Source organism: Bacillus sp. PK3-067, from assembly GCF_056738645.1.
Genome location: NZ_CP096490.1, coordinates 3,625,335 through 3,649,039, shown reverse-complemented (window position 1 = coordinate 3,649,039; position 23,705 = coordinate 3,625,335). Strand labels below are relative to the sequence as shown.

Sequence of the window (23,705 nt, the reverse complement as noted above, 5' to 3'; positions counted from 1 at the left end):
ATGGAAAAAGTACAACAAACAATTCGCGCGCCAAGAGGTACAGAGTTACAAACGAAAGGGTGGGTGCAAGAAGCTGCACTTCGTATGTTAATGAACAATTTAGATCCGGAAGTTGCTGAAAAACCAGAAGAATTAGTTGTGTATGGCGGAATTGGCCGTGCAGCTCGTAACTGGGAAAGCTATCAGGCGATTGTAGATTCATTAAAAACGTTAGAAAGCGATGAAACGTTACTTGTTCAATCAGGAAAACCAGTTGCCATTTTTAAATCACATGAAGATGCACCTCGCGTTCTGTTAGCGAACTCAAACTTAGTACCAAAATGGGCAAACTGGGATCACTTCCGAGAACTAGAGAAAAAAGGTCTTATGATGTACGGACAAATGACAGCTGGTAGCTGGATTTACATTGGAACACAAGGGATTCTACAAGGAACATATGAAACATTTGGTGAAGCAGCTCGTCAACATTTCGACGGTTCATTAAAAGGTACATTAACACTTACTGCTGGTTTAGGTGGTATGGGTGGTGCACAACCTCTTGCTGTAACGATGAACGGCGGTGTTGTTATTGCTATTGATGTTGATAAGCGCAGCATTGATCGTCGTATTGAAAAGAGATATTGTGACATGTATACAGAATCATTAGAAGAAGCATTAACTGTTGCGAACGAGTATAAAGAGAAGAGAGAACCAATTTCAATTGGTTTGTTAGGAAATGCGGCAGAGATTTTACCAGAACTAGTGAAGCGTAATATTACGCCAGATTTAGTTACAGATCAAACATCTGCTCATGATCCATTAAACGGTTATATTCCAGTAGGTTACACATTAGAAGAAGCAGCGAAACTTCGTGAAGAAGATCCAGAACGTTACGTACAATTATCAAAAGAAAGTATGACAAAACATGTGGAAGCGATGCTTGCGATGCAAGAAAAAGGCGCAATTACATTTGATTATGGAAATAACATTCGCCAAGTTGCTTTCGATGAAGGTTTGAAAAATGCTTTCGATTTCCCAGGATTCGTTCCAGCATTTATTCGTCCATTATTCTGTGAAGGAAAAGGGCCATTCCGCTGGGTAGCGCTTTCTGGTGATCCAGAAGATATTTATAAAACAGACGAAGTAATTTTACGTGAGTTCGCTGATAATGAACATTTATGTAACTGGATTCGTATGGCACGTCAACAAGTTGAGTTCCAAGGACTTCCATCACGTATTTGTTGGTTAGGTTACGGTGAGCGTGCGAAATTTGGTCGCATCATTAATGAAATGGTTGCAAATGGTGAATTATCAGCACCAATCGTTATCGGTCGTGACCATTTAGATTGTGGATCAGTAGCATCTCCAAACCGTGAAACAGAAGCGATGAAAGATGGTAGTGATGCAGTAGCTGACTGGCCAATTTTAAATGCATTAATTAATAGTGTAAACGGTGCAAGCTGGGTATCTGTTCACCACGGTGGTGGCGTTGGTATGGGTTATTCACTTCATGCGGGAATGGTTATCGTTGCAGATGGAACAGAAGCAGCAGCAAAACGTATTGAGCGCGTATTAACTTCTGACCCTGGTATGGGTGTTGTTCGTCACGTTGATGCAGGGTATGACTTAGCTGTGGAAACTGCGAAAGAAAAAGGCGTTAACATTCCAATGATGAAATAAGGAGGAGAAAACATGCTGGACACTTTACTAATCAATATCGGTCAATTACTAACAATGGATCAAGAAGATGGCTTGTTAAGACGAGAAGCGATGAACACGCTTCCTGTTATCGAAAACGGTGCGGTTGGAATTGAAAATGGTGTAATCACTTTCGTTGGAACAGCGGAAGAAGCGAAAGGATTACAAGCGAAAGAAGTTATTGATAGCGGGGGGAAAATGGTTTCTCCTGGTCTTGTTGATCCGCATACCCATCTTGTATTTGGTGGATCTCGTGAAAATGAAATTGCGCTAAAATTACAAGGAGTTCCGTACTTAGAAATTTTAGAACAAGGCGGAGGTATTCTTTCAACTGTAAATGCAACGAAACAAGCATCGAAAGAAGAACTTGTTCAAAAAGCGAAATTCCATTTAGACCGTATGTTATCTTTCGGCGTTACAACTGTAGAAGCGAAGAGTGGTTACGGATTAGATGATGAGACGGAATGGAAACAATTAGAGGCAACTGCACAATTACAAAAAGAGCATCCGATCGATTTAGTTTCCACATTTTTAGGTGCTCATGCAGTTCCGAAAGAATATAAAGGTAGATCGAAAGAATTTTTACAATGGATGTTAGACCTATTACCAGAAATGAAAGAGAAACAATTGGTGGAATTCGTTGATATTTTCTGTGAAACAGGTGTGTTCTCAGTAGAAGAATCAAAAGAATTTTTATTAAAAGCAAAAGAGCTTGGCTTTGATGTGAAAATTCATGCAGATGAAATCGACCCTCTTGGTGGTGCGGAAGCAGCGGCAGAAATCGGTGCAGCATCAGCAGACCATCTAGTTGGCGCTTCTGATAAAGGGATTGAAATGCTTGCAAACTCGAATACAGTAGCAACATTATTACCAGGAACAACTTTCTATTTAAATAAAGAAAGCTTTGCTCGCGGTCGTAAAATGATTGATGAAGGTGTTGCAGTTGCGTTAGCTACAGACTTTAACCCAGGTAGCTGTCCAACTGAAAATATTCAGCTTATTATGAGCATTGCGATGCTAAAATTGAAAATGACACCAGAAGAAGTTTGGAATGCCGTAACGGTTAACTCATCATATGCCATTAACCGTGGTGATGTAGCTGGGAAAATTAGAGTTGGTCGTAAGGCAGATTTAGTTTTATGGGATGCTTACAATTATGCTTACGTACCGTATCATTACGGCGTAAGTCATGTGAATACAGTATGGAAGAATGGTAATATTGCATATACAAGAGGTGAACAATCGTGGAGCACGGCCACTATTTAAAGAAAAACGCAAAGTTTATTGATCGTGAAGTGACAAAATGGAGTGAGATGATTAAAGATTGGGAGGAAGGTGTAGAAATATTCGGTGCTGCCTTAATTGGAGCACCCCTTTCTAAACCATCTATTAGTCATTCAGGAGCGAGTTTTGCTCCAAAGACAATTCGTGCGATGTTAGATGCATATAGTACATATGCAATTACAGAAAAACACGATATGAAAGAAAGTGTCTTATATGATTGCGGCGATATTACGATGCATGTGACGGATATAAAAGAAAGTCATAAACGAATTGCGAAAACAGTTGGTCATGTAACGAAAGTAAACCCGAACATGATACCAATCGTTCTTGGTGGTGACCACTCGATTAGTTTTCCGAGTATAACAGGTTTTGCAAACAGTAAAGGAAAGGTCGGGATTATTCAATTTGATGCTCATCATGATTTACGTAATTTAGATGATGGAGGCCCGTCAAATGGTACACCATTCCGTAGTTTACTAGAAAATGATGTCATTACAGGGAAACAACTTGTTCAAATTGGAATTCGTAATTTTTCTAATGCACGTGCGTACCATGAATATGCAATAGAGCATGGTGTAACAGTGTATACAATGAAAGACGTACGAGAGCGAGAAATAAAAGATATTATCACGGAAAGTATTGAATTATTAAGAAATCAAGGTGTGACTTCTATTTATATTTCTCTTGATATGGATGTGCTAGACCAAGCGTTTGCACCAGGTTGTCCAGCAATTGGGCCTGGTGGAATGGATAGTACGACTTTACTAGATGCGATTGAATTCCTTGGTAAAGAACCGCTCGTTCAAGGGATGGATATAGTAGAGATTGATCCAACTCTTGATTTCAGAGATATGACGAGTAGAGTAGCAGCGCAAGTGATTATGAGTTTTCTTTTAGCGAGGGAAACGGTTAGTAAGCAGGTTAGCATATAGACGGAAAAGTAGATCTTTATTTATGTCTTATCAAAAACACATCACTGCTTAAATGTAGTGATGTGTTTTTGTATTAAAAGAGAATGAATGTGTGTGTGGAATCGTTAATGGAATTGCGATTTTTATAGTGTATTGTGTAAATTTAATTTCTTGCTTCTGAAGTGTTGACGTGTAAAATAATTTTATGATAAAATAAAAATTTTGCTAAAAAACTAAAAGTGTGTTAAGCTTGAGAAGGTTACCATATATGGAGGTGGATTATTTGTTTCAAATTGGCGATAACATTGTTTATCCAATGCAGGGAGCAGGTATAATTAAAGCCATAGAAGAGAAGGAAATCTCAGGAGAAAAACAACAGTATTATGTTATAAAAATGTCGGCTAGTAATATGGAACTAATGATTCCAGCAGGGAGAATATTGAATTCGAATATACGTCCAGTTACGGATATAACCGCATTAGCACACATAATGGATATTTTTCAATATGGGGAATCAGATAGATTACTTACATGGAAACAAAGGTATAAATTGAACACTGATAAAATAAAGACGGGTAAAATGCAAGAAGGTGCTGAAGTTGTGCGTGATTTAATGCGTATACAGAAAGAAAAAGCACTTAATGCAAGCGAAAAGAAGATGTTAGATAACGCATATGAATTTTTGATTAGTGAACTGGGATTAATTGAAGGTATCACAGAAAATCAGATAAAAAGCTTTTGTTAAGGTTCATTACAAATAATGTATTATATCCCAAAAAAGATCTTGAATTTTTTGGGAACATAATTATAGAAAATTTATCATTTCAAAGACATTCAACTCTTTCAAACCACTTTTAGAGCATTACCTCTATTGTTATTACTACAATCAAATCCATTTTTATTTTTTAATTTCATTTATGAATGTTCGAAGTTTAATTGAATACTTCGATAAAATAGTTACTTGATTTTTGCAATCCTGATTCACACTGGCACGGACGAGGAGCCGTAAGGATGAAAGAGAGGTAGGGCTTTCATTGTTTTAGGTATATAAGTTATTATTTTTAGAAGAATACTGAACCATTTTCACTTCTATTGATAAGGTGTTTTTTTATTAAAGAGATAAACGAATTGACAGCCATATATGGTCAACAAAAAAGGTTTCCTCCTAAGGAAACCTTTTTAATATTATTTAAAGTATTTTATTTTTTGGATATTCGAATTTTTTATTGTAAAGTCGTAAAAATTGACGTTACTATCTAAAAGTAAGTATGATGCGATTATAGTAAGATTTTTTAGGGGGAAGAAAAATGACAAGTTCAAGTAATAAAGCAGCGAGTATTTATGAAGGAACAAATGTAAATGCTGGGGGATTTTTTGGAAACGTTGAAGAAACAAAGTTGTTTGATCCAATTCAAGTTGGAGCTTGGTCTCTTCGTAATCGTATAGCGATGGCACCGATGACAAGATGCTTTGCAGATAATGAGACTGGAGTAGTTGGTGCGGATGTAGTGGAGTACTACAGAAAACGTGCTGCAGATGGAATTGGACTAATTATTACAGAAGGAATTGTCATTAGTCCGAGAGCAAAAGGAAACCCAGGAGTACCAGGTATTTATACACAAGAACAAATCGATTCTTGGAAACCTGTTACAGAGGCAGTACATAAAGAAGGCGGGACGATTATTGCTCAAATATGGCATGTTGGGCGTATGAGTCATCATGAAATAATTGGTGGTCAAATGCCACAAGCACCGTCGGCTATCGCTGCAGAGGGAAATGTTCCACGCTTTCGTAAACCGTTTGATACGCCAGAAGCAATGACGTTAGAAGAAATACAAGAAGTGATCGGTCAATACGCACAAGCTGCGAAAAATGCAATCGAAGCTGGATTTGATGGAGTAGAAATTCACGGTGCACACGGATATTTAATCGATCAATTTACGTATGAGTTTGCGAATAAGCGAACAGATAAATATGGCGGTGATTTAAAACAAAGGTTAACGTTTATGAAAGAAGTAACGGCGGCTGTAATAGAAGCTGTTGGAGCTAATAAAACACTTCTTCGTTTCTCTGCTTTCAAAGGTGATAATCCTACTTATATGTGGGAAAACCCTGAGTTTGCAATTGAAACGTTCATAAATATGTTTAAAGAGGTTGGGTTAACGATGATCCATCCTTCAACGATGAATTATACCCAAGAGATTGCTGACGGAAAGAATTTTCATCAACTAGTAAGAAAATATTGGGATGGTACGATTGTTGGGGTTGGTAATTTAAATCCGAAAGAGGCCGAAGAAGCGTTGCAAGAAGGAACGATTGATGTAGCGGCATTCGGAAGACCGTTAATTGCTAATCCAGACTTTGTTCATCGAATTAAACACGCTGAAAGTTTAGTTGAATATGACGCGAAAGAGCATCTTGCTACGTTAGTATGAATAAAGATAAAAGGAGAACACATCTAGTGTTCTCCTTTTATTATGGAATTTCATAGGGGGAAGCGGGATGAGTGAAACGCTACTCGTTATTATTAGTATATTACTATTTTTAATGTTGCTTTTAATCGTCTTTTTTATCATTACATTTTTTATAAAAAAACGAACACATCATTCTATTTTAAAATTACATCCGTACTTAGGAAGAATGCGCTACTTACTGGAAAAGATAGGGCCTGAATTTCGACAATATTGGTTTGATCATGATACGGATGGAAAGCCTTTCTCACGTTATGATTTTCAAAGTGTTATGTTTTTAGCAAAATATCGCTCTGAAATACTTGGTTTTGGATCAAAACGAGATTTTGAAGCTTCTGGATATTATATTGCTAATACATTATTTCCGATATTAACGGAGGAATTAAGTGTGAATCTCACGCAAGAGCGAGAAGGTAAAAAGTACGTGATTCATAAAGAAGGGTTATTTTCAAGAAGAGAAAAATTGACAGCGGATACAACGAATCTTTGGCTGTACGAAGAAGATGATGCAATTATAGTCGGTGAGAACCGTAAATATCCGTGGAAGCTACATGGCATGTTTGGTGCATCTGCGACTTCTTATGGTGCGATTGGAGAAAATTATATTTTAGCGAGTGGTCTTGGAGCAAAAATGGCAGGCGGATCGTGGATTAATACGGGTGAAGGTGGCGTTATTCCAGAACATTTACATACAGGAGCGAATATCGTTGCGCAAATTGGTCCAGGGTTATTTGGATATCGTGATGAAGACGGTAATTTTTCAATGGGAAAATTCATGGAGAAAGTGAAAGAAAGTAATATTAGAGCATTCGAATTGAAATTTGGGCAAGGTGCTAAAATACGTGGTGGTCATTTAGAGGGGCAAAAAGTAAATGAGAAAATTGCGTTTGTTCGCAACGTCCGAAAGGGAGAGACGATTAATTCACCGAATCGATTTTCATTTTTAAAGAATGCAGCGGATACACTTTATTTTATTCAACAGTTGCAAGAAAGCGGCGGTAAACCAGTTGGAATGAAAATTGTAATTGGTCAGCAGAAGCCTTTGGAAGATTTAATAAAAACAATGAAAGAACTAAACATTTATCCAGATTTTATTACAATAGACGGTTCAGAAGGCGGGTCAGGGGCAACGTATAAATCGATGGCAGATTGTATGGGACTGCCGCTTATTCCAGCATTACTTACATTTATTGATACAGCAAACCATTATGGTGTTCGTAACAAGTTTAAAGTATTTGCATCGGGTAAATTAATCACACCAGATAAAGTAGCGATTGCTTTAGCGATTGGGGCGGATGCTGTAAGTTCAGCCCGCGGATTTATGATGGCAAGCGGCTGTATTATGGCCCTTCAATGTAATTCTGGCCAATGTCCATCTGGTGTAGCCACGACGAATCCGCATTATCAAAAAGCGTTAGATCCGTATGAGAAGAAGTGGCGAGTCATGAATTATATTATTAGTATGAGATATAGTTTATTTTCATTAGCGGCAGCGGTGGGAGTGAAGAGCCCGCGTCATTTAAAGAGAGAGCATATTGTATTTAAAGACGAGATGGGGCGGGTAGTTCCTCTCTCAGAATTGTTTCCTACTAGTAAATAGTAAGCTGTGTTTAATAGATTAAAAGTCATACATTTGTATGGCTTATTTTTATTAAAAAATAAGGCGTTTAATTATCTGAATATTTTTATTTTAATTCCTTTTGAAAACAGGGTAATCCACTGGGATAAAGGCGTTTATAAAGGTTTTCACATGTAATGAAAAGTGCTCGTTCACTTGAAAGAACAAAAAATGTTTGTTAAGGTAGGGAACCATAAGCGAAAACAAGAAAATAGAAAAAGTCATTTTTCGAAATTTTGAATGGCTTATGGACTAAGGGAGAGATTTGGTGAAGATTGAAATTATGGTTTCGCTTGCTATTTATATGGCAGGTATGTTGTATATCGGATATTGGTCTTATAAGAAGACATCCGATTTATCAGATTATATGTTAGGTGGAAGGGGACTTGGTCCAGCAGTTACAGCTTTATCAGCTGGTGCTTCTGACATGAGTGGCTGGATGCTAATGGGATTACCTGGTGCGATGTATGCAACAGGATTATCAAGTGTATGGATTGCGATAGGTTTATTAATAGGTGCGTATGCAAACTATTTAATCATTGCCCCGCGTTTACGAACGTATACAGAAGTGGCAAATGATTCAATTACGATTCCAGACTTTTTAGAGAATCGGTTTAAAGATCGTACGAAAATACTTCGTTTTGTCTCCGCTATCGTCATTTTAGTATTTTTCACATTTTATGCGTCGGCTGGTTTAGTTTCAGGTGGACGTTTGTTTGAAAATTCTTTTAACCTTGATTATAAAATTGGTTTATTTGTAACAGTAGGTGTCGTTGTTGCGTATACACTATTTGGTGGCTTTCTAGCCGTAAGTTGGACGGACTTTGTGCAAGGTTGTATTATGTTTATTGCGCTTGTACTAGTGCCAATTGTTGCTTTTACGGATGTCGGTGGTGTAACAGAAACATTTAATACGATTAAGCAAGTCGATGCATCGCATTTAGATATGTTTAAAGGGACCACAATACTTGGTATTATTTCATTTTTAGCATGGGGCCTTGGATATTTTGGTCAACCACATATTATTGTCCGCTTTATGGCAATTACCTCTATTAAAGATTTAAAAACTTCTCGTAGAATCGGTATCGGTTGGATGACGATTTCAATTATAGGTGCAATGCTTACTGGTCTAATTGGTATCGCCTATTATGCTAAAAATAATGCGACACTACAAGACCCAGAAATGGTCTTTGTAACATTCTCAAATATTTTATTCCATCCGTATATTACAGGATTTTTATTATCAGCTATTTTGGCTTCGATTATGAGTAGTATTTCCTCACAATTACTTGTTATTTCAAGTGCAGTAACGGAAGATTTCTATAAAACATTTTTCCGTCGTAATGCAAGTGATAAAGAACTTGTATTTATCGGTAGGCTGTCAGTATTAGTTGTAGCGATGATTGCAGTTGTTTTAGCGTATCATCCGAGTGATACAATTTTAACGCTTGTTGGATATGCTTGGGCAGGATTTGGATCAGCATTTGGACCAGCAATTTTATTAAGTTTATATTGGAAGAGAACGAACAAATGGGGCGTTCTTGCTGGGATGATTGTCGGTGCATTAGTTGTTATCACTTGGGTACAAATTCTAAGTTTAAAAGCGACTATGTATGAAATGGTACCTGGATTCTTCTGTAGTTTATTAACTGTTATCATTGTAAGTTTATTAACGAAAGAACCCGTTAAGGCAGTTCATCGTGAATTTAATGAGATGGAAGCAGTACTGGAAGAAGAAAAGAAATGATTTGCAAAAAGAGTAAACGATGAATAGCGTTTACTCTTTTTACATGTAAAATGAAAGTAAGGACTTATTGACAATAAAAAATAAGTAACTTATAATAAATCTCGAGTTCGAGATAAATAACATGCATAATGAAGAAATATTATGGTTATAAATCGAACGAATATTTTTTGTAAATTATCTTGAGTTCAAGATAATTTGATAGGTTAGACACCAATATGTATTTTTGTAATTAATATCTCGAATTCGAGATAAAATTGTTATAACGGATTTTACTTTGCAGCATGGACAAAATGAATAATGAATTTAAATGTAAAAGAATTTTTATAATGAAATAAAAAAGGAGTGGAAGAAATGGAAAAGAAAACAATGGGAATCCATCACATTACAGCGATTGTAGGGCATCCACAAGAAAATGTAGACTTTTATGCTGGTGTATTAGGGTTACGTTTAGTGAAACAAACAGTGAATTTTGATGATCCAGGTACGTACCATCTTTATTTTGGAAATGAAGGAGGAAAGCCTGGAACAATTATTACGTTTTTCCCATGGGCAGGTGCTCGTCAAGGTATTATTGGGGACGGTCAAGTAGGAATTACGTCTTACGTTGTACCAAAAGGTACAATGGAGTTTTGGGAAAATAGATTAGAAAAATTCGATGTTTCGTATACAAAAATGACTCGTTTTGGAGAGCAGTATTTAGAATTTGATGATCCGCATGGTTTGCATATAGAATTAGTTGAAAGAGAAGCAGGCGAATTAAACAATTGGAGTTTTGGAGAAGTTACACCAGAAGTAGCAATTAAAGGGTTTGGAGGTGCTGTTCTTTTATCTGCACAGCCTCAAAAAACAGCTGAATTGTTAGAACATATTATGGGTCTTGAAAAAATTGGAGAAGAGGGCGAATTTGTTCGATTCCGTTCTTCTGCTGACATTGGAAATATTATTGATTTGAAATTATCAACAATCGGTCGTGGCCAAATGGGCGTTGGTACAGTTCATCATATAGCTTGGAGAGCGAGTGACGATGCTGATCAGCTAGACTGGAAAGAGCATGTGTCGCGTTTTGGATATCACGTAACTCCTGTACAAGATCGAAATTATTTTAACGCGATTTATTTTAGAGAACATGGTGAAATCTTATTTGAAATTGCAACAGATCCTCCTGGTTTCGCTCATGATGAATCGTTAGAGACGATGGGAGAGGAATTAAAGTTACCGGAACAATATGAACAACATAGAAAACAGATTGAACAAACGCTTTTACCATTTGAAGTGAGAAATTTAGATTAAAGTGATTGAAGGGGGAAAAGGATTATGATGAAACATGTTTTTCAAAAAGGAAAAGATACGTCAAAACCAGTGCTGTTATTACTTCATGGCACAGGTGGTAATGAATTAGATTTACTACCACTTGCAGAAATAGTTGATCCGGAAGCGTCGGTATTAAGCGTTAGGGGAAATGTGTTAGAGAATGGGATGCCGCGTTTCTTCCGCCGATTAGCAGAGGGCATTTTTGATGAAGAGGATTTAATTTTCCGTACGAAGGAATTAAATGAATTTTTAGATGAAGCGGCTAAAGAATATAAATTCGATAGAAATAACATTGTAGCTATCGGTTATTCGAATGGGGCAAATATCGCAGCAAGCTTATTATTCCATTACGAAAATGCATTGAAAGGTGCTGTGCTTCATCACCCAATGGTACCAAGAAGAGGAATTCAATTAGCAAATTTAGCAGGGAAATCTGTGTTTATTGCTGCTGGGACAAATGACCCAATTTGTTCATCAGCAGAGTCAGAGGAATTGAAGGTACTATTAGAAAATGCAAATGCGAATGTAACAATGCATTGGGAAAATCGAGGGCATCAATTAACGATGGGTGAAGTAGAAAAAGCAAAAGAGTGGTATGACAAAGCATTTTAAAAAAGAAGCATCTGCTAACGATTAGCAGATGCTTCTTTTTTATTTAAGACTGGATTGCAAGATGAGATGAAGAAAGTGGTAGCTCAATATCAACAATCGTACCTTTATTTAATTCGCTTGAAATGTGTAATCTACCATGATGTTCTTCAATTATTTTGTAACACATCATTAATCCTAGTCCTGTGCCTTTTTCTTTTAAACTATAAAAAGGTTCGCCTAGACGGGAGATACGATCTTCAGGAATGCCGCAACCTTCATCGATAATTCGTATTAAGATGAAATTATCCTCTAATGGTTTTGTTTGGATGAAAATATTTCCGCCATTTGGCATTGCTTCTATCGCATTTTTTAATATGTTTATAAAAACTTGTTTTAATTGGTTACCGTCACATTGAATATCATATACGTAATCAAAATGATCCATGATGATATGAACGCTATGCATAATTGCAGTCGGTAAAATAAATGTAACTACCTCTTCAATTAAAGTTTGTATGTTACAAGTTTGGATAGATAATACTTGTGGCTTAGACATCGCCATAAATTGACTCGTGATGGATTCCATTTGTGAAATCTCACTTAACATAACATCGATATACCATTTCTGCTCCTCACTTATTTCAGGGAGGAGCAACGTTAGAAAACCTTTTAGAGAAGTGAGTGGATTTCGAATTTCATGGGCAATTCCAGCTGTCAGTTGTCCGACTACTGCGAGCTTCTCTGATTTTCGTAGTAACTTTTCAGTTTCTTTTAGCTCAGTAACATCTCTCCCCATCACGATAAGACCTTTGCGAGAACCATCAGGATGATAAAGCGGAACTTTTGATATACTTAAGATTAGATTGAAATCATCTCTATGTATAATAAATTCCTCGCCATGAAGAATTTGTCTTTGTTGCCATGCTAGTTCATCGATTTCTTCACAATGTAAAAAAGCTTCTCGGTATGCTTCATTATATTGAATGAGTTCGCTATCTTTTTTCCCGTGGTAAGGTACATGATGGAAATTGAAGCAAGAAAGTGCGTAATCATTTGCCTCAAGCCAGCGCCCTTCATGATCTTTAAAAATAACAAACGCAGGCATGGAGTTTACTAATGTACGTAATCTCTTCTCACTTTCTTTTAGCATATTCTCAATTCTTTCTGATTTTTCAAGCGGCTTCATAATAGCATATACGCCAGTAAGACGATTTTGAACAAAAATAGGAACTAGTTTTGTCACAACATCTAATAAGAATCCATTTTTATGATAAATAGATAAGATATACTCTTGTTGATTATCCGCTTCAGTATTCTTTATATTTTGTAATACTTGCTCAGAAATATGGGCTTCTAAAATAGAGGTAATATTTTTCTGTTCTAATTCTAAAGAAGTGTAACCTAATATTCTTTCGGCAGAAGGATTTATATGTAGAATAACTCCTTCTAAATTTAATGAAATAATACTATCAGGATTGTGTTCGAACAGAGATGCGTACATTTCTGTTAATGAACGATCTTGTATATGGTTTCGCAAACGTCTAGAAATGTTCGGATGACGTTTTTTTTGAGTTGGTGAATATTTTTTACGACTCATAATAGTTCCTCCGTACAAATAGCATCTAAAAAGATTTGTCTATTCATAACTATAATATAGATGTAATGTGTATTTCTATAAAAAATGGAAGTTATAGAATAAATTTTGTTTTTTTTATTTTTTGCAAGGTGAATGCAGGATGGTAATAAGGGGAGCTTATATTGTTTTATAAACCTTTTGTAAGTTACAGACGGTTGTTTTCCGTATAACATTAGGGTAGAGGAGGGGGAGAGAAAATGAAAAATTATATTCAAGGGATTGATCACGTGCAAGTAGCTGCACCTGTAGGGTGTGAAGAAGAGGCGCGTGATTTTTATGGGAATACGATTGGTATGGAAGAAATTCCAAAGCCAGAAGAGTTGAAAAAACGAGGTGGATGTTGGTTTAAATGCGGAAATCAAGAAATCCATATTGGTGTCGAGCGGAACTTTACACCAGCTAAAAAGGCTCATCCAGCTTTTTATGTGAATGAAATTAATGAATTTAAGCAAACACTTATAGAGCAAGGTGTTAAAGTGATTGATGATTATGCAAGGCCAGATGTAATTCGATTTTACGTGTCAGATCCATTTGGAAACCGAATTGAATTTATGCAAAATAAAGACTAGGTGGATTCCCACCTAGTCTTTAACTTCTTCTGAAAAGTCCTAACACTTCTACAGTTTCTGTAATATTAACGAATGCATTCGGGTCGATTTCAGAAATTGTTAGTTTCATACTTGCTAATTCTTCACGAGAAACGACGGTCATAAGTACACGCTTTTTCTCGCTTGAATAAGCACCTTCGCCATCAAGTAACGTTATTCCACGTACAACAGTTGAAAGAAGTTGTTTTTTCATTTTTTCTGCTTCATTTGTTACAATCATAAGTGTAACTTTACGATGTTTTGTATGAACAGCATCAATTACTTTACCAGTTACATAAATTGAAAGTAAGCTTGTAAGTGCAACATCCCAGGTGAAGAAGAATCCTGCGATTATTACAACGACTGCATTTAAAATAATAAGGAATCCGCCAAGTTTAATGTCTCGCTTGCGGGATAAAAGCATACCGATAATATCAAATCCACCAGTGGATCCATTACAGTTAAAAACAAGACCAATACCAGCTCCGGCGATTACACCTCCGAAGATAGAAGATAACAATGGATCTGTTGCTACGACTTTTACTGGAACGTAGTATAATGCAACAGATAATACAACTACAGAGACAACTGTGTTAAAAATTACTTTTTTTCCAAGACCTATGTACCCTAAAATAAGGATAGGTAAGTTTAATACAAAGTTAATAATGCCTGTGTTTACAGGGGTTACAATCCCTAAAATAATAGCAATACCGCCAATTCCACTACTTAAAATTTTGTGGGGGATAAGGAAAAGATTAAAGGCAACCGCAATAATAATAGAACCGATAATAACACCAAGGAATCTGACCATTTCTTTCCCGTCCTTCACTGAAAAATTCATATTATTTCAAGATTATATATGATATTGAAAGTTTTGGGTAAAAACAGTTTATTTAGGTAAATTAGATTAATCAAAAGAATTTGAGTATTTTATCATTTGAAAGGGGATACAGTTGTGAAGATAAAAACATATCAACAGAAAAGCCCGTTGAAGCAAGAATGTGAGGATTCTTATTTTTGTAATAAAGAAAAAAAGATTTATGGTGTATGTGACGGTGCAACACCACTTGTCCCGTTTCGTGATGAAAAGGGACATAATGGAGCATACATCGCTTCGCATTTATTTGCAAGTTATTTTACTGCATTACGAGAGAATCATAGTTTACAATTTGCAGTTGCCAAAGCAAATGAAGTATTGCAAAGCAAAATGTTAGAATATGAAGTAGACACGAGAAAAAAAGAGCATTTGTGGTGCACATGTATCGCGGCAGTCCAAATAGTTGGTGAGAAAATTGAATATGCGCAGCTTGGGGACTGTATGATTGTCGCAACTTTTCAAAATGGAACGATGCAAGTATTAACGAAAGACACAGTTGAAGGAATTAGTAAAAGAGCAAAAAAGAAGAGGGAAGAAGATCGTAAAAAAGGGTTATCTGTACCAGAAGAATATGTTTTTCAAGATGTTCGAGAACAGTTAAAATACAATCGTTATCTTGCAAATATGCCAAATGGTTATTCAGTTGCAAATGGAATGAAAGAAGCGATACATTATTTACAACATGGTGAATTACATACAGATGAAGTGAGTGGGATTTTTATTTGTTCAGACGGGTTATTTCACCCAGATTGGTCATTAGAACAAACTGTTGCATATATAAGAAAGAATAGTATAAACGAATATATAGCAATTATTGAAGAGCTAGAAGCGGAAAAGAGAATAAGGCCAGATGATAAAACGATTATTATGATTGATTTTTAAGAGGAGGCAGTTCAAATGGAAATTAAACGTGTCAATCTAACATTTCAAGATGAATTAGTTCCTTTAGAAAAAGTAAACAAACTGATTATTCACCATACAGCTGAAGATGGATGGGACGTGTATAAAACGCATGAATTTCATCAAACTGTAAGGGGGTGGAGCGGAATTGGTTACAACTATTTTATCGAAAAGGATGGAACTGTAGTGGAAGGGCGAGGTTTACATATTGGAGCGCACGCGAAAGACCATAACCGTCATACAATTGGAATATGTATGACGGGAAATTTCGATAAATACGATCCCACTCCCCCGCAAGTGAATGCATTATATTCTTTATGCAAAATGTTTATGAAGCAATTTGCTATAAAGAAAGAAAATATACTAGGTCATAGGGAGTTAGAAGGAGTTACAAAAAGCTGTCCTGGTAATCGTTTTTCTATGGTAGAGTTAAGGAAGATATTATCTTAAATATAGAGGAGTAACAACGATGATGAATATAAAAATACCAAATGATAAAAAAGAAGAGCTTGTAGCGCAAATTCAGCAATTTTTCATGGAAGAAGATCTAGATGAAATTGGGCGTTTCCAAGCAGAGCGTTTAATAGAAGAAATGATTAAATTAGTTGGACCATTTGCATACAATCAAGCAATTGGAGATGCAAGAAAGCTTGTAAGTGAGAAATTAACGAATATGGAAGAAGATTTATACGTGTTAGAGAAAAATGAAGGGAAATAAAAAAAGAGCCGATGGGCTCTTTTTTATTTTTCTTTCTTATGTTCCTTATATTCATGTACTTTTTCTTTCACATTACCAGCTGTATCTTTAGCAGTGCCTTTCACCTTATCCCATTTTCCTTCAGCTTGTAATTTTTTATTGTCAGTTACTTTCCCAACAACTTCTTTTACTTCACCTTTTACCTTATCAATGGCACCTTCTACTTTTTCTTTTAAACCATGATCATGTTTAGTCATACATTTCTCCTCCTTGTAGTTTGATTAGAATTCTCTTTTCATATTGCAAGTTGAATGATGTATCTAGTAATAGCGTAACAAATCTAGTTTGAATATTCAAATGATTAATAGGATAGAAAAGGAATTGTCATAAAATGTTTAAAAATGTAACGGAAGGAGAAATAAAGTAAATTATAATATGTCTTTTGCGGTCCATATTGATTTTGTATAAGCGATTTTCATGTGAGCACGTTCCATGTTATTTTGACTGCCGCTACCGAACCTTGCTTGTCCAACTATTAAAGTACAATTGGATTCAATAGCTTTCTTAATTCGTTTTTGAATTAATGCAGTATGACAGCCTTTACGCTGAAATTCTGGCAAAGTAGCAGAAGCAGCTAATGATGCGACACCCTTATTTATATACAGGACACCAATACCAGCAGGGATATTTTGAACTTCAGCTATGAAAAAATGCCACCCTGGTTCATTGTAAAGAATTTCATTATTTTGGCGCACACTATCTTTTGTAAAGGATGGCATATTAAATCCACGTACATAAATGTCTGCAAAAATATCAAACTCATTTTCTTTTAGTTTTCGTATTGTAATATTAGAAGGAAGAAGTGATGAACCCTCTCTCGGTATACTATACAAAGCAGTATGGAAGCTAGATTGATAAAACCCTTTTTGAGATAAGTATTGAAATAATTCAGTTGTACCTTGTGCTGGGGTAATTTCAAAACGACAAGGGATTTGTAGTGATTCATAATAAGAAATGATTGCATCAATCGCATCTGCATTTGTAATACCTTTTACTGTATTAAAAGCAGGACCAGCAATTATTTTTGATGAAAAGGCAGTGGCGCTACCGAATTTTTTCATTTGCACTTGCATTGGGTTTCCGCTTATTGTTTGTAGTCTCTCTAATCTAGAAGAGAGCATGTCAATTTCTGCATTTTCAATTTCTGTTGCTATATCGAGTGTCATAACAGTAGTCATAAAATTCCTCCGTTAATAAATATATTTCATAGTACATATACGATTTTTGTTTTGAGATTCCTGTTGAAATGTGAGAGAATAAGAGTTTTTTTGGAAGGGAAATGGAAGTGAGCTGTCGAAGGGAGTGGAAACAGATTAAAGGTGGTGCTCTCATGAAACAAAAAACCGTGCAGACATGCTCTAATTGTGGTTCTCAAAACATAGGAGAAGGTGAGTTTGTCGGATATGCACAAATACGGAAAAAGGAAACGATGTTCACATCTTCACCGGTGGATGCGTATATTTGTACAGATTGTGGGAATATCCTTCTATTAAAAGTACGACATTATGAAAAGTTTAAGCAGAAGCCGTTATGATCATTGAGAAATGGTCATATCCAACGTTGTATACGAAACGACTTATGTTAAGGAAAATGAATATGAGTGATAGTTTACATATATATGAGTATGCTACAGATAAAGAGATGACAACTTTTACTGTATGGGATGCTCATCGATCGTTATGTGACACATATAACTATGTAGAAGAAATTGTGGGGCAATATAATGAAGGGCAAGTAGCACCTCTTGGAATTGTATTAAAAGAGGAGAAAAAACTTATAGGCACGTGTGGATTTATAAAATATGATTTGGTCACACATACAGCAGAAATTGCATACGCCTTATCTCGAAAATATTGGGGAAGAGGATTAGCCACGGAGGCTGCAATAGCTTTTTTCTACTATGGTTTTCATGAGTTGCATCTTAATAGTATTGAAGCGGGATGTGATTCAGAAAATGAAGCATCTGAAAAATTAATGAAACGTTTGAATATGGAGTACAAATATACAATTCAGAAGGATATGTTTATTAAAGGTAAGAATCGCGATACAAAAAGATATTTTATATCTAGAGAAGGATATATGAATCAATGAAATATCTTACATTGAAAAACTCCTTTAAATGAATCAAGGAGTTTTTTATTTTGATAACAACAAATCGGAGTTTATCTTTTTGTTCGTGTGTTAGGAGTATGGGAGATATATCGAATTTTAGTAGAAAATAAGGAATACAGTAATCGTTTTATTTTTAAACTGAAAAAGAAAGTAAGAAAAAAGGTAGATAGTTTATCGTTCTGAATTATTTCCAAAGAAATAATTCAGAAAATACAGAAAAATGTCGTAATCATTTGCGGAAGTCTGTTATAATAAACGAAAAAATGAAAACGCTTTAAAGGGGGATGTAACCAATATGATGATGAATGTACCGCTAACAATTAGTTCTATGATGGAAAGAGCAGAAAAGTTATTTTCAAAGAAAGAAATTGTTTCTCGCACACATGATACCATTACGACATTAACGTATAAGCAGCTAGGAGAAAGGACGAGAAGACTTTCTAGTGCGTTAAAAAAGCTTGGGATTAAGGAAGGCGAACGTGTAGGAACGTTAGCGTGGAATCATCATCGACATGTGGAGGCGTATTTTGCTATTCCTGGTATTGCTTCCGTTTTACACACAATTAATATTCGTTTATCTCCTCAACATATTTCATACATTATTCAGCACGCAGAAGACCGAATTCTACTTATAGATGAAGATCTCGTACCGCTTGTTGAAAATATTCAATCACAATTATCAACTGTACAAGCTTACATTATTATGACTGATAAAGATGAACTCCCAAACACTACGCTGAAGCCTGTATATCATTATGAAAAGCTATTAGAAGAAGGCGATCCCAATTTCCAATTTGTAAAAGATATTGATGAAAATACACCAGCTGGTATGTGTTATACGTCAGCGACTACAGGAAATCCGAAAGGTGTTGTATATACGCATCGTAGTACTGTACTGCATTGCATGGCACTCGGTTTAGCGGATACAGCTGCTTTATCGGAAAGTGACGCGGCGATGGCAATTGTACCGATGTTCCATGTGAATGCTTGGGGACTTCCTTTCGCTGCTACTTGGTTTGGATCAAAACAAGTTCTTCCAGGACCGATGTTTACGCCGAAAATTTTATTAGAAATGATCCAATCTGAAAAAGTGACGTTAGCTGCCGGTGTGCCGACAATTTGGCTCGGTGTATTACAAGAGTTAGAAAATAATAGTTACGATTTATCTAGTATGACGAGAATACTATGCGGAGGTGCAGCGGCGCCGAAAAGTGTTATTAAAGCATTTGAACAGAAACATAATGTTCCGTTCATACATGCATATGGTATGACTGAAACGAGTCCACTCGTAACACTTGCACGTTTAAAAAGTTATGAAACGGAATTATCGTATGAAGAGCAACTAGAAATTCGCTCCAAACAAGGGTATCTTGTCCCTGGTGTAGAGATGAAAGTAGTCGGTACAAATGGTGAAGTGAAGTGGGACGGTACGGAGATGGGAGAACTATGTTTACGAGCACCTTGGATCGCTGAAAGCTATTATAACGATGATCGTACTGTCGAAGGTTTTCGCGATGGATGGTTATATACTGGTGATGTTGTCACAGTGGATGAGGAAGGTTGCGTGAAAATTGTTGACCGTACGAAGGATGTTATTAAAAGCGGGGGAGAATGGATTTCTTCGGTCGATCTTGAAAATGCTTTAATGGCACATGATGCTATATTTGAAGCGGCTGTCGTTGCAGTTCCTCACCCTCAGTGGCAAGAGCGACCAATTGCCTGCGTTGTTCAAAAGAAAAATAGTACGGTTACAAAAGAAGAAATATATGAGTTTTTAAAACCACAGTTTGCGAAGTGGTGGTTGCCAGACGATATTGTCTTTATGGAAGAAATACCGAAAACATCTGTTGGGAAGTTTTTAAAACAGGCGCTTCGGAAAGAACTGGAGCATTTGCATAGAGAGAAATAAGTGAACTTCTATTTGTAAACTCTAATACATTAATGGTTGACAAAAGAGGGGGGGAAAGATAATATAATTTTTGTAATATGTTACCTAAAATAAATTTTAAGTTTACAAATAGGAGAAGCAAATATGAATACAAAAAACTTAGTTTTTGTCGCTTTATTTAGTTCTATTATGGGAGTGTTAGGGTTAATACCTCCGATTGCTCTTTCTATTACACCAGTTCCAATTACATTGCAATCACTCGGTGTTATGCTTGCGGGTGGGTTGTTAGGATCACGTCTAAGTGCGTTAAGTCAGCTTATTTTCTTACTTATTGTAGGAGTTGGAGCACCATTGCTTGCTGGTGGACGCGGTGGCCTTGGTGTATTTGTTGGACCAAGTGCAGGATATTTACTTGGTTACATCATTGGGGCGTTTGTTATTGGTTATTTAATTGAGCGTTTACGTGAAGTTTCTATTATAAAAGTATTATGTATTAATATAATTGGTGGTATTTTCGTAGTTTATGTATTTGGTATTACTGTACAAGCGTTCTTAATGGATGTTTCTGTATGGGAGACAATGAAAGTGAGTGCTGTGTTTTTACCAGGGGATTGTATAAAAGCAATTATTGCGGCAGTTCTCGTAACAAAATTACATCGTTCATTGAAACATATTATTACGCCCGCTTTAAAGAATGGAAAATATACAAATGCGGGATGATAAAGGGAAGAAACACGTTAATTGCGTGTTTCTTTTTATTATTATTGTAAAGAAAGGACGTCTCATATGGGGATTACAAAAGAATATAAAAAGCATGCCTCTTTACAACCAAATAAAATAGCGATAAAGGAAAATGATAGAGTTTTAACATATAAAGAGTGGTTTGAATCAGTTTGTAAAGTAGCAAGCTGGTTAAATGAAAAAAAATCGAAGAATAAAACGATAGCAATCCTATTAGAAAATCGTATAGAGTTTTTACAACTATTTTCTGGTGCCGCTATGGCCGGGTGGGTTTGTGTTCCGTTAGATATAAAGTGGAAACAAGATGAGCTCAGAGAAAGAATTGAAATTAGTAATCCGGATATGATTGTGACAGAACGATATAAGGTGAATGATCTATTGGATGAAGAAGGAAGAGTAATTGAAATTGATGAGTGGAAAAGAATGATAGAGAAATATCTTCCTACATATTCCACTGTAGAAAGTGTACAACATGCTCCTTTTTATATGGGATTTACATCAGGATCAACAGGAACAGCAAAAGCATTTTTACGTGCACAGCAATCGTGGGTTCATAGTTTTGATTGTAATGTACATGACTTTCATATGAAAAGGGAGGATTCAATTTTAATAGCTGGGACGCTCGTTCATTCTCTTTTCTTATACGGGGCAATAAGTGCATTATATGTAGGACAAACAGTGCACATTATGAGAAAGTTCATTCCGAATCAAGTATTAGATAAGTTAGAAACTGAAAATATATCGGTTATGTATACAGTTCCGACAATGCTTGAATCTTTATATAAAGAAAATAGATTAATAGAAAATAAAATGAAAATTATTTCATCAGGAGCGAAATGGGAAGCTGAAGCGAAAGAAAAAATAAAGAATATATTTCCTTATGCGAAAAGATATGAATTTTATGGTGCATCAGAGTTAAGTTTTGTAACAGCACTAGTCGATGCAGAAAGCGAAAGAAGGCCAAATTCAGTAGGAAAACCTTGTCATAATGTGCAAGTTCGAATATGTAATGAAGCAGGCGAAGAAGTACAAAAAGGTGAAATAGGAACTGTTTATGTGAAAAGTGATCAGTTTTTTATGGGATACATAATAGATGGGGTTTTAACACGGGAGTTGAATGCAGAAGGTTGGATGACAGTGCGAGATGTAGGCTATGAAGATGAAGAAGGCTTTATATATATTGTTGGTAGAGAGAAGAATATGATTTTATTTGGAGGAATCAATATTTATCCAGAAAAAATAGAAAGTGTATTACATGAACACCCAGCTGTTGATGAAATAGTTGTAATTGGTGTGAAAGATAGTTACTGGGGTGAAAAGCCCGTCGCGATCGTAAAAGGAAGTGCTACGAAACAACAATTAAAGAGTTTTTGCTTACAGAGATTATCCTCTTTTAAAATACCGAAAGAATGGCATTTTGTAGATGGAATACCTTATACAAATAGTGGGAAAATCGCTCGTATGGAAGCAAAAAGTATGATTGAAAACCGGGAGAAAATATATGAATAGAGCAGTCATTGTAGAGGCGAAAAGAACACCTATTGGTAAGAAGAATGGGATGTTAAAAGAGTATGAAGTTCAGCAATTAACAACGCTGCTTCTTACGTTTTTAAGTAAAGGGATTGAGAGGGAAATAGATGATGTCATATTAGGTAATGTTGTTGGGCCAGGAGGGAATGTTGCGAGACTATCTGCTTTAGAGGCGGGACTTGGCTATCATATTCCTGGTGTAACGATTGATCGGCAATGTGGTGCTGGTTTAGAAGCAATTCGAACTGCGTGTCATCTCATTCAAGGCGGAGCAGGTAAGTGTTATATCGCCGGGGGAGTAGAGAGTACAAGTACGTCACCTTTTCAAAAAAGAGCACGATTTTCACCTGAAACAATTGGTGATCCTGACATGGGAGTAGCGGCTGAATATGTTGCGGAGCGTTATAATATAACGAGAGAAATGCAAGACGAGTATGCTTGTCTTAGTTATAAGCGGACACTGCAAGCGTTAGAAAAAGGATATATACATGATGAAATATTTTCTTTTAATGGATTATTAGATGAATCTATAAAGCCAGAAATGAATTATGAACGAATCATTAAAAGAACAAAGCCCGCATTTTTACAAAATGGAACAGTGACGGCAGGTAATTCATGTGGTGTAAATGATGGGGCATGTGCTGTTCTTGTAATGGAAGAGGGACAAGCTCGAAAGTTAGGTTATAAACCTGTCCTTCGTTTCGTTCGTAGTGCTGTAGTGGGAGTGGATCCCAAGCTTCCAGGGACTGGTCCGATATTTGCGGTGAACAAATTATTAAACGAAATGAATGTAAAAGTAGAGGACATCGATTATTTTGAAATAAATGAAGCATTCGCCTCAAAAGTTGTTGCTTGCGCAAAAGAGTTACAAATTCCGTACGAAAAAGTAAATGTAAATGGTGGAGCAATTGCGCTCGGTCATCCGTACGGTGCATCTGGTGCTATGCTTGTAACACGTTTGTTTTATCAGGCTCAAAGAGAGTCTATGAAATATGGAATTGCTACATTAGGAATTGGAGGCGGGATAGGGATGGCGCTATTATTTGAGAAAATAGAAGACTAGCGAG

General features: G+C 36.1%; 23 protein-coding genes and 1 pseudogene. 20 read left to right on the top strand and 4 right to left on the bottom strand.

Features of this window, described 5'->3' with window-relative positions; translation table 11 throughout:
- The 9 genes from hutU to M1D73_RS18635 all read left to right on the top strand — a co-directional run bounded on the left by hutU (position 1) and on the right by M1D73_RS18635 (position 11,631).
- Positions 1-1,659 carry a urocanate hydratase gene (gene hutU / locus M1D73_RS18675; protein WP_000416948.1) on the top strand — a complete coding sequence of 553 codons (1,659 nt, stop codon included), beginning with the start codon at positions 1-3 and terminating at the stop codon, positions 1,657-1,659.
- 12 nt (positions 1,660-1,671) lie between these two features.
- Positions 1,672-2,943 (top strand): imidazolonepropionase, encoded by a 1,272-nt coding sequence (gene hutI / locus M1D73_RS18670; protein ID WP_000887536.1) that lies wholly within the window; start codon positions 1,672-1,674, stop codon positions 2,941-2,943.
- On the top strand, positions 2,922-3,893 hold the full coding sequence (gene hutG / locus M1D73_RS18665) for a formimidoylglutamase (protein ID WP_000399851.1): 972 nt from the start codon (positions 2,922-2,924) through the stop codon (positions 3,891-3,893). The genes hutI and hutG overlap by 22 nt, the downstream gene beginning before the upstream one ends.
- 262 nt (positions 3,894-4,155) lie before the next feature.
- The gene (locus M1D73_RS18660) at positions 4,156-4,617 is read left to right on the top strand and encodes a CarD family transcriptional regulator (protein WP_179880370.1); all 462 of its coding nucleotides are present in this window, start codon (positions 4,156-4,158) and stop codon (positions 4,615-4,617) included.
- A 562-nt stretch (positions 4,618-5,179) separates the two neighbouring features.
- Entirely contained in the window at positions 5,180-6,307 is a 1,128-nt protein-coding gene (locus M1D73_RS18655) for an alkene reductase (RefSeq protein ID WP_000204592.1), read from the top strand.
- A 67-nt stretch (positions 6,308-6,374) separates the two neighbouring features.
- Positions 6,375-7,943, top strand: a complete 1,569-nt coding sequence (locus tag M1D73_RS18650) for an FMN-binding glutamate synthase family protein (RefSeq protein WP_000005169.1) — start codon at positions 6,375-6,377, stop codon at positions 7,941-7,943.
- Between the two features lie 286 nt (positions 7,944-8,229).
- The gene (gene putP, locus M1D73_RS18645) at positions 8,230-9,708 is read left to right on the top strand and encodes a sodium/proline symporter PutP (protein WP_033695651.1); all 1,479 of its coding nucleotides are present in this window, start codon (positions 8,230-8,232) and stop codon (positions 9,706-9,708) included.
- A gap of 351 nt (positions 9,709-10,059) precedes the next feature.
- A complete protein-coding gene (locus M1D73_RS18640) occupies positions 10,060-10,998 on the top strand; it encodes a ring-cleaving dioxygenase (protein ID WP_000412738.1) in 939 nt (312 codons plus the stop codon).
- Between the two features lie 24 nt (positions 10,999-11,022).
- Positions 11,023-11,631, top strand: coding sequence for an alpha/beta hydrolase (locus M1D73_RS18635; RefSeq protein WP_033695652.1), 609 nt, complete (start codon positions 11,023-11,025; stop codon positions 11,629-11,631).
- Between the two features lie 43 nt (positions 11,632-11,674).
- Here the strand turns inward: M1D73_RS18635 and M1D73_RS18630 are convergent, their stop codons facing one another.
- Positions 11,675-13,207: a BA3702 family sensor histidine kinase gene (locus M1D73_RS18630; protein WP_078994814.1), complete on the bottom strand. Its 1,533-nt coding sequence runs from the start codon at positions 13,205-13,207 to the stop codon at positions 11,675-11,677.
- A 236-nt stretch (positions 13,208-13,443) separates the two neighbouring features.
- Between M1D73_RS18630 and M1D73_RS18625 the strand changes: the two genes are divergently transcribed.
- Positions 13,444-13,815, top strand: a complete 372-nt coding sequence (locus tag M1D73_RS18625) for a VOC family protein (protein WP_000800772.1) — start codon at positions 13,444-13,446, stop codon at positions 13,813-13,815.
- A gap of 19 nt (positions 13,816-13,834) precedes the next feature.
- Here the strand turns inward: M1D73_RS18625 and M1D73_RS18620 are convergent, their stop codons facing one another.
- Positions 13,835-14,644, bottom strand: coding sequence for a YitT family protein (locus M1D73_RS18620; RefSeq protein WP_000251344.1), 810 nt, complete (start codon positions 14,642-14,644; stop codon positions 13,835-13,837).
- A 126-nt stretch (positions 14,645-14,770) separates the two neighbouring features.
- Between M1D73_RS18620 and M1D73_RS18615 the strand changes: the two genes are divergently transcribed.
- Genes M1D73_RS18615 through M1D73_RS18605 form a run of 3 tightly spaced genes read left to right on the top strand, consistent with a single transcriptional unit; the run spans position 14,771 to position 16,328 of the window.
- Positions 14,771-15,592: a protein phosphatase 2C domain-containing protein gene (locus M1D73_RS18615; protein WP_002026192.1), complete on the top strand. Its 822-nt coding sequence runs from the start codon at positions 14,771-14,773 to the stop codon at positions 15,590-15,592.
- A 15-nt stretch (positions 15,593-15,607) separates the two neighbouring features.
- On the top strand, positions 15,608-16,060 hold the full coding sequence (locus M1D73_RS18610) for a peptidoglycan recognition protein family protein (RefSeq protein ID WP_000404002.1): 453 nt from the start codon (positions 15,608-15,610) through the stop codon (positions 16,058-16,060).
- A 19-nt stretch (positions 16,061-16,079) separates the two neighbouring features.
- The gene (locus M1D73_RS18605; protein WP_000981066.1) at positions 16,080-16,328 is read left to right on the top strand and encodes a DUF2164 domain-containing protein; all 249 of its coding nucleotides are present in this window, start codon (positions 16,080-16,082) and stop codon (positions 16,326-16,328) included.
- Positions 16,329-16,351: 23 nt separating this feature from the next.
- On the opposite strand, the gene M1D73_RS18600 is transcribed toward M1D73_RS18605, so the two are convergent.
- A complete protein-coding gene (locus M1D73_RS18600; RefSeq protein ID WP_481157936.1) occupies positions 16,352-16,564 on the bottom strand; it encodes a CsbD family protein in 213 nt (70 codons plus the stop codon).
- A 171-nt stretch (positions 16,565-16,735) separates the two neighbouring features.
- The gene (locus tag M1D73_RS18595; protein ID WP_000214341.1) at positions 16,736-17,545 is read right to left on the bottom strand and encodes a GNAT family N-acetyltransferase; all 810 of its coding nucleotides are present in this window, start codon (positions 17,543-17,545) and stop codon (positions 16,736-16,738) included.
- A 152-nt stretch (positions 17,546-17,697) separates the two neighbouring features.
- Here M1D73_RS18595 and M1D73_RS18590 point away from each other — a divergent pair, with 152 nt between their 5' ends.
- From M1D73_RS18590 to M1D73_RS18560, 7 genes and pseudogenes are all read left to right on the top strand, one after another.
- Positions 17,698-17,901: a hypothetical protein gene (locus M1D73_RS18590; RefSeq protein WP_000810948.1), complete on the top strand. Its 204-nt coding sequence runs from the start codon at positions 17,698-17,700 to the stop codon at positions 17,899-17,901.
- Complete coding sequence (locus tag M1D73_RS18585) at positions 17,898-18,458, top strand: GNAT family N-acetyltransferase (RefSeq protein WP_071740991.1); 561 nt, start codon at positions 17,898-17,900, stop codon at positions 18,456-18,458. The genes M1D73_RS18590 and M1D73_RS18585 overlap by 4 nt, the downstream gene beginning before the upstream one ends.
- A 63-nt stretch (positions 18,459-18,521) precedes the next feature.
- Positions 18,522-18,662: pseudogene (locus M1D73_RS18580) on the top strand (helix-turn-helix domain-containing protein); the annotation flags it as partial.
- Between the two features lie 112 nt (positions 18,663-18,774).
- Positions 18,775-20,388, top strand: a complete 1,614-nt coding sequence (locus M1D73_RS18575) for a long-chain fatty acid--CoA ligase (protein ID WP_000980172.1) — start codon at positions 18,775-18,777, stop codon at positions 20,386-20,388.
- Between the two features lie 123 nt (positions 20,389-20,511).
- Positions 20,512-21,087 carry a biotin transporter BioY gene (locus tag M1D73_RS18570; RefSeq protein WP_001093349.1) on the top strand — a complete coding sequence of 192 codons (576 nt, stop codon included), beginning with the start codon at positions 20,512-20,514 and terminating at the stop codon, positions 21,085-21,087.
- A gap of 66 nt (positions 21,088-21,153) precedes the next feature.
- The gene (locus M1D73_RS18565; protein WP_481157935.1) at positions 21,154-22,617 is read left to right on the top strand and encodes an acyl-CoA synthetase; all 1,464 of its coding nucleotides are present in this window, start codon (positions 21,154-21,156) and stop codon (positions 22,615-22,617) included.
- Entirely contained in the window at positions 22,610-23,701 is a 1,092-nt protein-coding gene (locus M1D73_RS18560; protein WP_086692766.1) for an acetyl-CoA C-acyltransferase, read from the top strand. The genes M1D73_RS18565 and M1D73_RS18560 overlap by 8 nt, the downstream gene beginning before the upstream one ends.
- Positions 23,702-23,705 lie beyond the last annotated feature (4 nt).